Origin of the sequence: Nonomuraea sp. NPDC005501, from assembly GCF_040605905.1 — a bacterium.
GTDB lineage: Bacteria > Actinomycetota > Actinomycetes > Streptosporangiales > Streptosporangiaceae > Nonomuraea.
This window is the reverse complement of sequence record NZ_JBEXDT010000149.1, coordinates 1-13,799: the sequence shown is the minus strand read 5'-3', so window position 1 is coordinate 13,799 and position 13,799 is coordinate 1. Positions and strand designations below refer to the sequence as shown.

Here is a 13,799-nt window from a genome sequence, read left to right as displayed (position 1 = left end):
CGGACAAGACCGAGAAGGCGAAGAAGGTCGGCGAGCTCCTCGCTCAGCGGGCCAAGGAAGCCGGGATCACCGCTGTCGTCTTCGACCGCGGTGGCCGCGCGGCCAGGCCCATCGCCCTGAGCGCCACGACGGCCGCCTCGGCCACGCCCCGCGCCTCGGCGGCCGACAGGACGGCCCGGGCGGCGAGCATGGCCTGCCGGGGGTCGACGACCGAGCGCAGCACCGCCGCCTCGGCCGCCTCCACCAGCCCGCCCGTCACCAGCCCGGCCGCCATCAAGCGGGAGACCCGGGGGATGCCGGGGCGTGCGGACGTCACGGCCGGATGCGCACCCACCTCGTCTGGACGGGGGAATGCCCGGGCCGGTGGCAGACCACGCTGAGCCAGCCCGGAGGCAGGCCCGTGGCCGCGAAGTGGCCGGTGCCGGCCAGGCGTCTGGTCAGCGTCAGATGAGGGGTGCGGACGTCGACATGGCTGCCCTCTCCGGGATGCGGGACGATCTGTCCCGCCACGTCGATGAGTCCGTCGCCCACGGTCACCTCCAAGTCGAAGGTCAGGCCCGCCGCGACGAAGCGGACCAGCTGGCAGCCGTCCGAGCTGCGCACCTCGCGTGAGGCGGAGCACTCGGCCGGGACGGCGGTCACCGCTTGGGGGACCCGGAGCCCGTAGGCGTCGCGGGCGGCAGCGGAGACATGTTCTGGGAGCGGATCGTGCCCGGCGGCCAAACGGAGCGCCGCCAGGAAGTACTCTTCGTTGATCATTGCACCGTCTCCTGTAGGTGGATCAGAGTGCGCAGTCTTTCCAGGCACCGCGTTCTGGTAGGACCCACGCTGCCTATGGGCACGCCCAGTCGCACCGCCACCTGCTGGCTCTTGTGGTTCGTCGCTACCAGCTGGAGGAGGGTGCGGCATGGCTCGTGCAGGCTGGAGACCGCCTTCCAGAGCCGGCGGCTGCTGTCGGCCTCCAGGACGGCCGCCGCCGGATCAGGCTCGCCGGGCACGACCTCGGGGAGGGGAACGCCGGGGCGCTCCTTCCTGAGGATCAGCATCGCCTCACGACGGGTGGTCGTGGCCAGCCATGCGCCTATGCCCGATGGTTCCCTGATGGTGTGCAGATGCTCCAGCAGCCGCAGCCACGCTCCCTGGACCGCGTCCGCCGCATCCGCTTCGCTCAAGCCGCAGGCTCGGGCCACCGCCCACATTCGTGGCCCATACCTGCATTCGAGCGTGTCCCAGGCCGTCTGGTCGTCGTCGGCCGCTGCTTCGAGCAACTCGCCTGCGTGCCGTGGCTCGTGCATGCGGCCTCCTTCGCCCGCCCTACGAGGAGGCCACGCTGCCTCCCCGTAACTGGCCGAGGACTGAGCGTAAACTCTACAGACTCGACGGGACGAGAGACCCTAGATCAGGGATTTGCCTGGCCGTCGCGGGATCGAGGACCCGCTCGGCCGCCCGGCCCACCGGCAGCTCCCGCGCGGCGTCGGCGATGGCGCCCGCCACGAGGGCGGCGGCGAAGGACGTGCCGCTCCACGCCGCGTACCCGTCGAACTCCCCGACCTCCAGATAGCTGCTGGTCAGCCACTCGCCGCGGGCGCACGCGTCGACCCAGGTGCCGTGCGCGGAGAACGGCGCCCGCCGCTGCTCGGACGCGTCCACCGCGCCGACCGCCACGACCCCCTGCAGCGCCGCCGGCCAGAACGGCCGGTCGCCGGCCGTGTTGCCCGCGCAGGCCACCTTGACCGTGTCGGGCAGCCCTCTGAGCGCGTCGGCCAGCAGGGGAGGCGGGCGGTCGTCGAAGGTGTGGCAGCCGAAGGACAGGTTGATCACCTGGGGCGCCCGCTCGCGCATCCGGTTCAGCGCCCGGATCACGGTCGCCTCGTCACCGAGGCCGTCGCCGTCGAGGACTCGCCGCACGCACAGCGACACGCCCGGGGCGCGGCGCAGGAGGAGGCCGGCGAGGAACGTGCCATGACCCGCCTGCGGGCCGTCGGCGGCGTCGCCGTCGTCGCGGCCGAGGTCGCCGTACCAGCCGCTGGACTCCCACCACGGGTGCTTGGTGACCCCCGTGTCGAGCAGGCCCACCAGCACGGACGAGCGGCCTCTGGCGGGCCGCTGCGGGGCCGGGCGCACCGGGAACGGCCGGGACGCCGGGCCGCCGAAGAACAGCGGCTGGCCGGTGACCACGTGGTTGGGCGAGGCCCGGAAGCCGCGATCTCGCAGGTCCCGGGTGATCTCGCAGGCGTCGACGCCGCGCGACAGGTGGATCACACAGACGCCGTCGCCTTCGGAGACCGCCTGCGTCCAGCGGGCCACGGTGGACAGGGCGGTGCGGTCGGTCATCACCTGACCTGGCCGGATGAGCGCCTCGCCGACATATTCGATGTCCATGAGCGGGTATCTATCCGCGTCGGACCCCGCTGTCACGTGCCACAGCCGCAACAACTTGGTATGGGCCCCCTCTGGTGCCTGATCGCGACCGACGGTAGTCTCTCCCTAGTCACTTGTGATCATCCCAGGACGAGGCCGTTGGGGAAGGCGCACCTCGTACCGAAACGGGAGGTCCGGTGTCTGCTCGTGGCGTGCTCTACGTCCACTCGGCTCAGCCCGCGCTGTGCCCTCATATCGAATGGGCGGTCGCGGGTGTCCTTGGCGTGCCCGTGGACCTGACGTGGACGCCGCAACCAGCCGCGCCCAATGTCGTACGGGCGCAGGCGGAGTGGGAGGGCCGCCCCGGCATCGCGGCCGCCATCACGTCCTCGCTGATGGGCTGGCAGCGCATCAGATTCGAGATCACGGAGGACGCCTCGCAGGGCGTCGACGGGTCCCGCCACGCCTACACGCCGACCCTCGGCGCCTTCAGCGCGGTCATCGGGGCGGCCGGCGACATCATGGTGCCCGAGGACCGGCTGCGCGCCGTCATGATGATGGCGGCCCAGGGGAGGTGCGTGCTGGAGGAGGAGCTGGACAAGATGCTCGGCAAGCCGTGGGACGAGGAGCTGGAGCCGTTCCGCTACGCGGGCGACGGCGCCCCCGTCCGCTGGCTGCACGCCGCCGTCTGACCCCCCCACGGGCGCCCCACGGGCCTCCCGCCACGGGCCTCCGGCCACGGTCTCCCACCTTCGGGTCTCCCACCTTCGGGTCTCCCGCCACGGGCCTCCCGCCCGGCGTCTCCGGACGCGTCTCTGAACGCCGATGGGCCCCGCACCTTCGACAGGTGCGGGGCCCATCCGGGTAGGACCGGGCTTACAACGGGATGTTGCCGTGCGCGCCCCGGGCCGGGGTGGCCTGGGCGAGCACCCTGGCGATCGCGCCGCGCGTCTCCGCGGGCCGGAGGACCTCGTCGATCACGCCGAGGTCCTGTGCGCGGGCCAGGCCGCCGGCGAGCCTCTCGTGCTCCTGCGCCAGGCGCTGCTCCAGCTCCGGCCGCTCCTCGTCGGAGGCCGCCGCCAGCTCGCGCCGCTTGAGGACGCGGACCGCCGCCACCGCGCCCATGACCGCGATCTCGGCCGTCGGCCAGGCGAACACCTTGGTGGCGCCGAGCGCGCGGGAGTTCATCGCGACGTACGCGCCCCCGTACGCCTTGCGGGTGACCAGCGTGACCCGCGGCACCGACGCCTCGGCGAAGGCGTGCAGCAGCTTGGCCCCGCGGCGGACGACGCCGTCGTGCTCCTGGCCGACGCCCGGCAGGTAGCCCGGCACGTCCACGAGGACCACCAGCGGCACCCCGAAGGCGTCGCACATGCGCACGAAGCGGGCGGCCTTCTCCGCGGAGGCGGCGTCGAGGCAGCCGGCGAGCCGCAGCGGGTTGTTGGCGACCACGCCGACGGTCCGCCCGCCGAGCCGGCCGAGGGTGGTGACGATGTTGGGCGCCCATTTCGGGTGCAGCTCCACGCCCGGCTCATCGAGCAGGCCGTTGACCAGCGGCTTGACGTCGTAGGCGCGGCGGGCCGACGCGGGCAGCAGGCTGGAGAAGTCGACTTCCTCCACCTCGGAGGCGCGTACGCGGCCCTGGTGGCCGAGCAGCACGGCGAGCCGGCGCGCCGTGAGCAGCGCGTCGGTCTCGGTCCTGGTGACGACGTGGACGACGCCGCTGCGCTTGCTGTGGGGCTCGGGGCCGCCGAGCGCCGCGCTGTCGACGTCCTCACCGGTGACGCTGCGCACCACGTCGGGCCCGGTGACGAAGATCCGGCCGGAGTCGGCCAGGATGACCAGGTCGGTGAGCGCCGGGCCGTAGGCGGCGCCGCCGGCGGCGGCCCCGACGACCACGGAGATCTGCGGGACGACGCCGGACGCCTTCGTCATGGCGGCGAAGACCCGGCCGACGGCGTGCAGCGACTCGACGCCTTCGGCGAGTCGCGCACCGCCGGAGTGCCAGATCCCGAGGACCGGCACCCGCTCTCGGACGGCCACGTCGTAGGCGTGCACGATGTGCTCGCAGCCGTCGCTGCCCATCGCGCCGCCCTGGAAGCGGGCGTCACTGCAGAAGGCGACGACGGGGACACCCTCGACGCGGCCCATCGCGGCGAGCACGCCGCTCTTGTCCTCAGGAGTGATCAGCCGCAGCGAGCCCTCGTCGAGCAGCGCGGCCAGGCGGACGGCGGGGTCGCGGGGATCCGCGGGCTCCTCGTCGGAGCCCGCGGCCGTCACCCTGTCGTCCGCAACGGTCATCAGGCGCCCTTGAAGACGACGGTCGCGTTGTGGCCGCCGAACCCGAACGAGTTGTTGACCGCGGCGATGTCGCCTTCCGGCAGGGCGCGGTTGGCGCCGTGGACGATGTCCACCTCGATCCCGTCGTCGGGATCGGCCAGGTTGATGGTCGCGGGAACGATCCGCTCCTGCAGCGCCTTGATCGTGAACACGGACTCGATGCCGCCCGCGCCGCCCAGCAGGTGGCCGGTCATGGACTTGGTCGAGGTGACCAGCGGGTGGACGCCGATGGCCTTGGCGACCGCCTGCACCTCGATGACGTCCCCGGCGGGAGTGGAGGTGGCGTGGGCGTTGACGTGCTTGACGTCCACGCCGGTGATGTCAGCGTCGTTGAGCGCCTGGGTCATCGCCATGATGATGCCCCGGCCCTCCGGCTCCGGCTGGGTGATGTGGTGGGAGTCGGCGGAGTAGCCGACGCCCGCGGCGTAGGCGTACACGCGGGCGCCGCGTGCCCGGGCGTGCTCCTCGGACTCCAGCACCAGGATGCCGGCGCCCTCGCCGAGCACGAACCCGTCCCGCTCGCGGTCCCAGGGCCGCGACGCGCCGGCCGGGTCGTCGTTGCGGGTGGACATGGCACGCGCGGCGCAGAAGGCCGCGATGTTGAGGCCGTGGATCGCGGCCTCGGTGCCGCCCGCGACGACCACGTCGGCGCGGCCGGACCGGATCATGTCCATCGCGTAGCCGATGGCCTCGGCGCCGGAGGCGCAGGCGGACACGGTGGCGTGCACGCCGGCCTGGGCTCCGAGGTCGAGGCCGATCCACGCGGCCGGGCCGTTCGGCATGAGCATCGGCACGGTGAACGGCGAGAGCCGGTTCCAGCCGCGCTCCTTGTAGGTGTCGTAGGCCGACAGAGTGGTGTTGATGCCGCCGATGCCGCTGGACACCACGACGCCGAGCCGCTCGGGCGCGACCGGCGGCGCGCCGGCGTCCTGCCAGGCCTCGCGGGCCGCCACCAGAGCGAACTGCTCGCTCCGGTCGAGACGGCGGGCCTCGGGCCTGGGCAGCACCTCGGTGGGGTCGACCGCCGCCGTCCCCGCGAACTTCACGGGGACGGTGTCGATCCACTCCTCGGTGATGGCCTTGACGCCCGACTGACCGGCGAGGAGCGCCGACCAGGTCGAGGTGACGTCTCCACCGACGGGCGTCGTCGCGCCTAGCCCGGTGACGACGACACGTACCCGGTTCGCACTCACGTTTCTCGCTCCTTGTCGATCAGTAAGGTGACAATCACGCAACCGGCAGCCCGCGAGCTGCCGATCGTCAGTTCTGGATGAAGGTGAGGACGTCCTTGACCGTCTTCAGGTTCTTGAGCTGGTCGTCGGGAATCTCGACGCCGAACTCGTCCTGGGCGGCCACGGCGATCTCGACCATGGACAGGGAGTCGATGTCGAGGTCGTCCACGAAGCTCTTCTCGGGGGTCACCTCGGAGGCCGGGATACCGGTGATCTCGTTGATGATCTTGCCGAGGCCCTCGAGAATCTCCTGCTCGGTGGCAGCCATGTCGTAGTTCTCCTTTGGTTCTATCTGGTTCTGTACGGCTCACGCCGTACAAGTCGTGTCCGGTGCGGCGGGAGCCGTACCGGATCCTACGGAACCTCGATGACTTGGCCCGCGTAGGTGAGGCCGGCGCCGAAGCCCAGGACGAGCGCGAGGTCGCCGGAGCGCACCTCGCCGCGCTCGATCATGCGCGAGAGCGCCAGCGGGATGGAGGCCGCCGAGGTGTTGCCGGCGGTGACGATGTCACGCGCCACGACGGCCTTGTCGGCGCCGAGCTTGCGCGCGATCGCCTCGATGATGCGCAGGTTGGCCTGGTGCGGGACGAACGCGGCCAGCTCCGAGGGGTCGACCCCGGCGCGGTCGCACGCCTCCTTGGCCACCGGGTGCAGCGCGGTGGTGGCCCAGCGGAACACCGTCTGGCCCTCCTGGTGGAGGTGGTCGTTGCGGTCGGTGATGGAGATCGCGTCGGCCTTGTCGCCCGAGCTGCCCCAGACGACCGGTCCGATCCCGGGCGTGTCGGCCGGGGCCACCACCGCGGCCCCCGCTCCGTCGGCGAAGATCACCGCGGTGGACCTGTCGGTCGGGTCCACCCACTGCGACAGCTTCTCCGAGCCGATGACGAGCACGTTGCGCGCCGAGCCGCCGCGGACGGCGGCGCTGGCGGTGGCCAGCGCGTAGCAGAAGCCGGCGCAGGCGGCGTTGACGTCGAACGCGCCCGGCGCCTGGATGCCCAGCCGGTGCGCCACGACGGCGGCGGCGTTGGGGATCTGCGTCTCCAGCGTGCAGGTGGCCACGATCACCAGGTCGACGTCGGCGGCGGACAGGCCGCTGGCGGCCAGGGCCTTGCCTCCGGCCTGCACGGCCATGTCCTCGACCGACTCGCCCTCGGAGGCGATGCGGCGCTCGCGGATGCCGACGCGCGACTGGATCCACTCGTCGTTGGTGTCCATGACCTTGGCAAGGTCGTCGTTGGTGACGACGGTGGCCGGCTGGTAGTGGCCGAAGGCCAGCACCTTCGCGCCTGGCGCGACGTCGGGGATCCTCACTTGATCAGCTCCTTGGCCGCGTCGAGGTCGTCGGGGGTCTTCAGCGCGACGGTGGGGACGCCCCGCAGCGCGCGCTTGGCCAGGCCGGTCAGGGTGCCGCCGGGGAGCAGCTCGATGATCGCGGTGACGCCCAGCTCGGCCATGGAGGCCATGCAGGAGTCCCACCGGACCGGGCTGCTGACCTGCTTGACCAGCCGGTCCAGGAAGTCGGGGCCGCTCGTCACGACCTGGCCGTCGGCGTTGGACAGCAGCCGGACCGCCGGGTCGGCGGGCGTCACGCCGGCCGCGGCCTCGCGCAGGGCGGCGACGGCCGGGGCCATGTGCACGGTGTGGAAGGCGCCCGCCACGGCGAGCGGGCGGAGCCTGGCGCGCTCGGGCGCGTCGTCCTGGAAGGCGGCGAGCTGCTCCAGCGTGCCGCCGGCGACGATCTGGCCGGCGCCGTTGATGTTGGCGGGGGTCAGGCCGTGCCTGTCGATGGCGGCGAGGACCTCGGCCTCGTCGCCGCCGAGGACCGCGGTCATGCCGGTCTCGGTGACGGCGGCGGCCTTGGCCATGGCCTGGGCGCGCTCGCGGACCAGCTCCAGCGCCTGCTCGGCGGTGAGGGTCCCGGCCAGCGCCGCGGCGGCGAACTCGCCGACGCTGTGCCCGGCCACCAGGTCGGGAGTCACGCCGAGAGCCTCGGCGGAGGCGAGCGCGGCGGCCACGAGAAGAGGCTGCGCGACGGCGGTGTCGCGGATCTCGTCGGCGCCCGCGGTGGTGCCGTGGGCGATCAGGTCCAGCCCTGCCACCTCGGACCACCCGGCGAGCCGGTCGGCCAGACCGGGCAGCTCAAGCCAGGGTGTCAGGAAACCCGGAGTCTGGGCGCCTTGGCCCGGCGCGACGATTGCAAGCACGAACTCCACCATGCCCTGTAGAACTCCGACACGCGGCTAAGGATCCGTACGAACTTTGTCCAACAGGTTTTGTACGGTTCCTACAATGGGGGTTTCCGGACAATTACGTTAGGGCCCGCCATGTCACGGCGCTCTCCGTGAGGCGGCCCAGGATGAGGCCCACCTGCAGGGTGAAGGCGGAGCGTCCCTCGGTCGGCTGGTAGCCGGTCAGCTCGGTGATCTTCCGCAGACGGTAGCGGACCGTGTTGGGGTGGACGAACAGCAGCCGCGCCGTCGCCTCCAGCGAGGTGCCCTGCTCCAGGTACGTGGCCAGCGTGTCGAGCAGCGGCGTGCCCGCCAGCGGCAGGTACACGTTCTCCACGAGCTGCTCGCGCGCGTCCTCGTCGCCGTCCAGGGCCCGTTCGGCGAGCAGGTCGTCGGCGTGCACGGGGCGGGGGGCGTCGGGCCAGCCGGACGACGCCTTCAGCCCGGCCAGCGCGGCCCGCGCGGACCTCGCCGCGGCGTGCAGGTCGGGCACCTCCGGGCCGATGACGATCGGCCCCGGCCCGAACCGGGCCACCACCTGCCGGGCCGCCTCGTCCACGCTGCCGGCGCCGCCCACGATCACGATCAGCCGGTCGGCCTGCACCCCGGCCAGCAGGTCCATGCCGATGCGGCGGCCCTTCTCGCGCAGCCCGTCGATCACCGCCCGCGGGTCGTCCTCGGGGGCGTGACCGGCGATCACCACCACGGGGGAGGAGGTCCAGCCGAGCGCGGCGGCCCACGAGTGCAGCCCGTCGTCCACCTCACCCCGGACCAGCGCGTCGACGATCAGGGCCTCCAGCCGGGCGTCCCAGGCGCCGCGGGCCTCGGCCTCGCGGGCGTAGACCTGGGCGGCGGCGAACGCCACGTCACGGGTGTAGCGCAGCATGGCCTGCTGGAGCTGGTCCTCACCGCCGGGCGCGGCCAGCTCGTCGCCCTGTGCCTCGACGACCTCCACCACCACGCGGACGATGTCGACCGTCTGCTGCAGCGAGATGGAGCGCTTCAGCTCGCGCGGGGCCGTGCCGAAGAACTCGATGCTCGGCTTCGGCCGGTTCTCGCCGGCGTGCTGGAACCACTCCACGAACGCGGCGATGCCGGCCTGCGCCACCAGGCCCACCCAGGAGCGGTCCTCGGCGCTGAGCGCGCGGAACCATGGCAGTTGCTCGTCCATGCGCGCCATGGCGGCCGTGCCGAGCGCGCCCATGGCGCGCTCCAGCCTGCGCGTGGTGTCCTCCCGGGTCCGGTCTGTCACGCCTCCTAGAGTGCCAGGTCCGCACGACCGGCCGCGACGCACGGCGACGGCCGGGCCGGAACGGGGCCGCGGTCAGATCACGGCCACGGCCGTGATGAGCCCGATGGCCACGTGCGTGGCGGCGAGCAGCCGCGCGCCCGGCTGGATCTCCGGCTCCTTGACGAGGTCGCGCACCGAGATGCCGACGACCTTGTCGAAGATCATCATCGCCACGGTCTGCACCACGATGCCGACCAGGCCGAAGATCGCCGTGCCCGCCAGCCCCTCGGCGAGCCGGCCGCCGGAGGACCAGATCGAGGCGGCCACGATGAGCCCCACGGCGATCATGGCGGAGGTGGCGAGCAGGGTGGCGTTGGGGTTGCGCTCGGTGCGGATGATCGCGCTGAGCTTCCCGGGGGTGGCGAGGTCGATCACGTAGAAGCCGACGATCAGCAGCACCACGCCGACGGCGGCGTAGGCGGCGATGGCGCCGGCGCCGCGGGCGAGGGTTTCCAGCAGGGTCATGGTCGCTCGATTCGGTGGGGGACGAAGGAGGAGGTGTCGTCGGTGATCAGACCCGCGGTCTCGCGGATGCCGAGGCCGGCCGCCTCGTCGGCGACCACCCAGGCGCCGAGCACCGGCCGCTGGCCGTCGAACTCGGGCAGGGCCTCGAAACCCTGGTGCACGAAGCCCTCACGCCCGTACTCGCCCGGGGTCTCGTGCCCGCCCTCCGGGGTGACGACGCGCATAGACGCGCCCTCCCTGCCCAGCAGCGGTTTGACGATGTACGAGGTCAGGTCGCGGGGCCCGTCGAGGTAGGCGGGAAGCAGGTTGGGGTGGCCGGGGTACAGCTCCCACAGGACGGCGAGCAGGGCCTTGTTCGACAGCAGGACCTTCCACAGGGGCTCGATCCAGGTGGCGTGCCGGACGGCGTGCCGCCCGAACGGGTCGGCCAGCATCCACTCCCACGGGTACAGCTTGAAGACCGAGCGCATCCACCGCTCCTCGACGTCGACGAAGCGCCGGTTCAGCTCGTCCCAGCCGAGGTCCTCCATGGCGACCGCCACCGTGGAGCGCCCGGCCTGCTCGGCCGTCTCCTGGAGGTAGGCGAGGGTCATCGCCTCCTCGCCGGTCTCGTCCATGGACGTCCACGAGAAGTGGGTGGGGCCGGGCGGCAGCGCCATGGCGGCCCAGCGGTCGACCAGCCGCTCGTGGACGGAGTTCCACTGGTCGTCGTCCGGATGCGTGTCCTTCAGCCAGAACCACTGCACGACCGCCGACTCCACCAGCGAGGTCGGCGTGTCGGCGTTGTACTCCAGCAGCCTGGCCGGGCCCGTGCCGTCGTAGCGCAGGTCGAAGCGGCCGTACAGGTGGGGGTCGCGGCGCTCCCACGACCGCCTGACGTCCTCCACGGCCCACTCGGGGATGGCGAAGTCCGCGAAGCGGCCGGTCTCCACGACGTGGGCCGCGGCGCGCAGGCACATCTCGTGCAGCTCTTCGACCTGCGCCTCCAGCGCCTCCACCTCGTCCATGGAGAAGACATAGTGGACGGACTCGTCCCAGTACGGGCGGCTGAGCCCCTCGGGGTGGGCGGCGCGGTGGTAGGCCAGCCCCTGGCTCTCTATGATCTTGTCCCAGCCGTTCCTCGGCGTCCCGCGTTCGCGTCGCACGCGTCAGCTCCCGCTGCTGGAGCGACCGCCGAAGCCGCCCCGCTGGATCGACTTGCCCGTGCGGGAGGAGATGGTCACGTCGGAGGGGCGCAGGGTGGTGCCGCCGCGCACGTGGGTGCCGACCCGCCTGCCGCCGTAGTACCAGTGGTAGGCGGCGCGTGGACCGCTGCTGTAGTAGTAGCCGCCGCCACCACTGTCGTCGTCGTCGCAGTAGTCGTCGTCGACGACGGGGTACGAGCCGTCGGGGAGCTGCTGGCTCGTGTCGACGCAGTCGGCGGTGACGTCGTCGTCGTCGGACTGGGCGGCGCAGTAGCCGACGACCATCACGGAGACGATGCCGATGACGGACAGCGTGACCACTTTGGATGCCTTGGACCGCCGGGGCGGTTGCTGCGGTTGTTGCGGTCTCGGCTGTCCCATGAGCTCCTGCTTTCGTTGGCCGATCAGCCTAGCGGGGGCCCTCCCGCGGCATCAATGTCCCTTAGGGGACGAACTACCTGGGGGTAGGAGTTCCCCATGAAACCGGTCGAGGCTCTGCGTGAGATCGCCTTCCTCCTGGAACGGGCCGGAGAGCCCACCTACCGCGTGCGCGCGTTCCGCCGAGCGGCGGCGGTGGCCGAGTCGCTGCCGGACGACGAGCTCGTACGCCTGGCCGGCGCGGGCGGCCTCGCCGAGCTGCCGGGCATCGGCAAGGTCACCGCCCTGGCCATCGCCGAGGCGCTGGACGGCCAGGTACCCGCGTACCTGCGCAGGCTGCGCGCGACCGAGGGCGCCGGCCTGGACGAGGAGACCGCGGCGCTGCGCTCGGCGCTCAAGGGCGACCTGCACAGCCACTCCGACTGGTCGGACGGCGGCTCGCCGATCGAGGAGATGGCCGGGACCGCCCGGGCGCTCGGCCACGACTACTGGGCCCTGACGGACCACTCGCCCCGCCTGACCGTCGCCAACGGCCTGTCGCCGGCTCGGCTGCGCCGCCAGCTCGACCTCGTGGAGCGGCTCAACGAGCGCCTCGCGCCGTTCCGGGTGCTCACCGGCGCCGAGGTGGACGTCAACCTCGACGGCACCCTCGACCAGGAGCCCGAGCTGCTCGAACGGCTCGACGTGGTCGTGGCCAGCGTCCATTCCAAGCTGCGCATGAACCGCCACGAGATGACCCGCCGGATGGTCGCCGCCGTCGCGAACCCGCACGTCGACGTGCTCGGTCACTGCACCGGGCGGATCGTGCGCGGCGGCGGCCGGCGGGGCGGGGTGCGGCCGGAGTCGGAGTTCGACGCCGAGATCGTCTTCGAGGCGTGCCGCCGCTTCGGGGTGGCCGTGGAGATCAACTCCAGGCCGGACCGGCTGGACCCGCCGAAGCGGCTGATGCTGCTCGCGTACGAGATGGGGTGCGACTTCGCGATCGACTCCGACGCGCACGCGCCGGGGCAGCTCGACTGGCAGAGGTTCGGCTGCGAGCGGGCGGCGCGGTGCGGGATCGAGGCCGGGCGGATCGTGAACACGCGGCCGGTGGAGGACCTGCTGGCGTGGACCCGCCGCCGGTCGTAGGCGGGCGTCGGGCCGGTGGCGGGCCGTCGTGCGGGCCGTCGTACGGGCCGTCGTGTGGGCCGCCGTGCGGGGCGTTCGCGGGCGTGGGGGTGAGAGCCCTGTGGCCTGGCGGTGACGGCGAGGTGCCGGGGACGTCGCGGGACGCGCGATTGTCGGTGGCGGCACGTAGCGTCCTGGCTGTGAACCGTACCGATCGGCTGTACGCGCTCGTCGAGGACCTGCGCGCGATCTCCCCGCGCTGCCGCTCGGCGCGCGAGCTGGCCGGCAGGTTCGAGGTGAGCGTCCGCACGATCGAGCGCGACATCACCGCCCTCCAGGAGTCCGGGGTGCCGATCTACGCCGAGCCGGGGCGCAGGGGCGGGTACGCGCTCGACAAGAAGATGTCCCTTCCCCCGCTCAACTTCTCGCCGGCCGAGGCCGTGGCCATCGCGCTGGCGCTCAGCAGGGCCGGCGACCAGCCGTTCGGCCGGGAGGCGCGCAGCGCGCTGCGCAAGGTGGTGGCCGCCATGCCCGGCCGGGAGGGCGAGCTGGCGCGGGAGCTGGCCCGCCGGGTGCAGGTCGTCGCCGAGCCCGGTGACCGAGGCGCGGGCGGCCGGCCGCTCGGCGCCGGGGGCGTCTCGCGGGCGATCGAGGAGGCGCTGCTGCGCCGCCGCGTGCTGCGGCTGGAGTACGCCGACGCCAAGGGCGCGCTGACCTCGCGCGACGTGGAGCCCGGGGTGTTCCTGGGCGGCCGGGGCGGGTTCTGGTACCTGGTGGCGTGGTGCCGGTTACGCGACGACGTCCGGGTGTTCCGGCTGGACCGGATCGCCTCCGCCGGCGTCACCGGCGAGCGCTGCCCTGACCGCCCGCTCGAAGGCTTCGCACCCGACCTGCCGGAGATGGTGGTCCACGGCACGATTCTCGATCAGTAGCTCGAAAACTTATGAGGAAACACCGACATAGGGCTGTCGTCTCGCCGGTGGATCGTCATCGTGTTCGACAAATGAGAGGTCGGGGATGGACGACACGGTGACCTGGTTCGAGGTGGCGACGGCAGACCCCGAAGGCACCCCGGGCCACCTTTTCAGGATCTTCCACCCGAGGCCATGAGCCGCGGCGAGCCGCCGCCGGCGCCTTCCCCGCCGGCCGCCGGAGACCTGTCCGTGGTCTTCTGGGGCCTCACGGCCGCCTGCGGCGAGGCCGGGGTCAAGCC

Annotated in this window: 15 protein-coding genes and 1 pseudogene; 4 read left to right on the top strand and 12 right to left on the bottom strand. The window is 72.6% G+C overall.

Going from position 1 to position 13,799, the window contains the following annotated elements; all coding sequences use genetic code 11:
* Positions 1–95: pseudogene (locus ABZS51_RS40275) on the top strand (50S ribosomal protein L18); the annotation flags it as partial.
* Positions 96–312: 217 nt separating this feature from the next.
* Here ABZS51_RS40275 and ABZS51_RS40270 read toward each other — a convergent pair.
* The 3 genes from ABZS51_RS40270 to ABZS51_RS40260 form a co-directional block, all read right to left on the bottom strand.
* A complete protein-coding gene (locus ABZS51_RS40270; protein WP_310710792.1) occupies positions 313–759 on the bottom strand; it encodes a hypothetical protein in 447 nt (148 codons plus the stop codon).
* The gene (locus ABZS51_RS40265) at positions 756–1,295 is read right to left on the bottom strand and encodes a sigma-70 family RNA polymerase sigma factor (RefSeq protein ID WP_310710793.1); all 540 of its coding nucleotides are present in this window, start codon (positions 1,293–1,295) and stop codon (positions 756–758) included. Before ABZS51_RS40265 ends, ABZS51_RS40270 begins: the two co-directional genes overlap by 4 nt.
* A 73-nt stretch (positions 1,296–1,368) precedes the next feature.
* The gene (locus ABZS51_RS40260) at positions 1,369–2,382 is read right to left on the bottom strand and encodes a S8/S53 family peptidase (RefSeq protein ID WP_355452924.1); all 1,014 of its coding nucleotides are present in this window, start codon (positions 2,380–2,382) and stop codon (positions 1,369–1,371) included.
* A 176-nt stretch (positions 2,383–2,558) separates the two neighbouring features.
* On the opposite strand from ABZS51_RS40260, the gene ABZS51_RS40255 reads away from it, so the two are divergent.
* Positions 2,559–3,053 (top strand): DUF3145 domain-containing protein, encoded by a 495-nt coding sequence (locus ABZS51_RS40255; RefSeq protein ID WP_310710795.1) that lies wholly within the window; start codon positions 2,559–2,561, stop codon positions 3,051–3,053.
* 184 nt (positions 3,054–3,237) lie between these two features.
* Here the strand turns inward: ABZS51_RS40255 and ABZS51_RS40250 are convergent, their stop codons facing one another.
* The 9 genes from ABZS51_RS40250 to ABZS51_RS40210 form a co-directional block, all read right to left on the bottom strand.
* Positions 3,238–4,662, bottom strand: coding sequence for a carboxyl transferase domain-containing protein (locus ABZS51_RS40250; RefSeq protein ID WP_355452921.1), 1,425 nt, complete (start codon positions 4,660–4,662; stop codon positions 3,238–3,240).
* Complete coding sequence (fabF, locus tag ABZS51_RS40245) at positions 4,662–5,894, bottom strand: beta-ketoacyl-ACP synthase II (RefSeq protein WP_355452918.1); 1,233 nt, start codon at positions 5,892–5,894, stop codon at positions 4,662–4,664. Before fabF ends, ABZS51_RS40250 begins: the two co-directional genes overlap by 1 nt.
* Before the next feature lie 67 nt (positions 5,895–5,961).
* Positions 5,962–6,201, bottom strand: a complete 240-nt coding sequence (locus ABZS51_RS40240; protein ID WP_148030187.1) for an acyl carrier protein — start codon at positions 6,199–6,201, stop codon at positions 5,962–5,964.
* Between the two features lie 86 nt (positions 6,202–6,287).
* On the bottom strand, positions 6,288–7,244 hold the full coding sequence (locus ABZS51_RS40235) for a beta-ketoacyl-ACP synthase III (protein WP_355452914.1): 957 nt from the start codon (positions 7,242–7,244) through the stop codon (positions 6,288–6,290).
* Positions 7,241–8,137, bottom strand: coding sequence for an ACP S-malonyltransferase (locus ABZS51_RS40230; protein WP_310710799.1), 897 nt, complete (start codon positions 8,135–8,137; stop codon positions 7,241–7,243). Before ABZS51_RS40230 ends, ABZS51_RS40235 begins: the two co-directional genes overlap by 4 nt.
* 103 nt (positions 8,138–8,240) lie before the next feature.
* Complete coding sequence (locus ABZS51_RS40225; protein WP_355452927.1) at positions 8,241–9,365, bottom strand: helix-turn-helix domain-containing protein; 1,125 nt, start codon at positions 9,363–9,365, stop codon at positions 8,241–8,243.
* A 120-nt stretch (positions 9,366–9,485) separates the two neighbouring features.
* Positions 9,486–9,917: a DUF350 domain-containing protein gene (locus ABZS51_RS40220; RefSeq protein WP_355452911.1), complete on the bottom strand. Its 432-nt coding sequence runs from the start codon at positions 9,915–9,917 to the stop codon at positions 9,486–9,488.
* Positions 9,914–11,062 carry a glutathionylspermidine synthase family protein gene (locus ABZS51_RS40215; RefSeq protein WP_355452908.1) on the bottom strand — a complete coding sequence of 383 codons (1,149 nt, stop codon included), beginning with the start codon at positions 11,060–11,062 and terminating at the stop codon, positions 9,914–9,916. Before ABZS51_RS40215 ends, ABZS51_RS40220 begins: the two co-directional genes overlap by 4 nt.
* Positions 11,063–11,065: 3 nt before the next feature.
* Positions 11,066–11,422: a hypothetical protein gene (locus ABZS51_RS40210; protein ID WP_310710802.1), complete on the bottom strand. Its 357-nt coding sequence runs from the start codon at positions 11,420–11,422 to the stop codon at positions 11,066–11,068.
* A 156-nt stretch (positions 11,423–11,578) separates the two neighbouring features.
* On the opposite strand from ABZS51_RS40210, the gene ABZS51_RS40205 reads away from it, so the two are divergent.
* Positions 11,579–12,607, top strand: a complete 1,029-nt coding sequence (locus ABZS51_RS40205) for a PHP domain-containing protein (RefSeq protein WP_355452905.1) — start codon at positions 11,579–11,581, stop codon at positions 12,605–12,607.
* A 179-nt stretch (positions 12,608–12,786) separates the two neighbouring features.
* A complete protein-coding gene (locus ABZS51_RS40200; RefSeq protein ID WP_355452902.1) occupies positions 12,787–13,518 on the top strand; it encodes a YafY family protein in 732 nt (243 codons plus the stop codon).
* Positions 13,519–13,799: the final 281 nt, after the last annotated feature.

What these genes read in the sequence shown, in the direction of transcription:
- ABZS51_RS40270 (WP_310710792.1), bottom strand. Translation starts at nt 759, where the DNA reads ATGATCAACGAAGAGTACTTCCTGGCGGCGCTCCGTTTGGCCGCCGGG.
- ABZS51_RS40265 (WP_310710793.1), bottom strand. Translation starts at nt 1,295, where the DNA reads ATGCACGAGCCACGGCACGCAGGCGAGTTGCTCGAAGCAGCGGCCGAC.
- ABZS51_RS40260 (WP_355452924.1), bottom strand. Translation starts at nt 2,382, where the DNA reads ATGGACATCGAATATGTCGGCGAGGCGCTCATCCGGCCAGGTCAGGTG.
- ABZS51_RS40250 (WP_355452921.1), bottom strand. Translation starts at nt 4,662, where the DNA reads ATGACCGTTGCGGACGACAGGGTGACGGCCGCGGGCTCCGACGAGGAG.
- ABZS51_RS40240 (WP_148030187.1), bottom strand. Translation starts at nt 6,201, where the DNA reads ATGGCTGCCACCGAGCAGGAGATTCTCGAGGGCCTCGGCAAGATCATC.
- ABZS51_RS40225 (WP_355452927.1), bottom strand. Translation starts at nt 9,365, where the DNA reads ATGGGCGCGCTCGGCACGGCCGCCATGGCGCGCATGGACGAGCAACTG.
- ABZS51_RS40220 (WP_355452911.1), bottom strand. Translation starts at nt 9,917, where the DNA reads ATGACCCTGCTGGAAACCCTCGCCCGCGGCGCCGGCGCCATCGCCGCC.
- ABZS51_RS40205 (WP_355452905.1), top strand. Translation starts at nt 11,579, where the DNA reads ATGAAACCGGTCGAGGCTCTGCGTGAGATCGCCTTCCTCCTGGAACGG.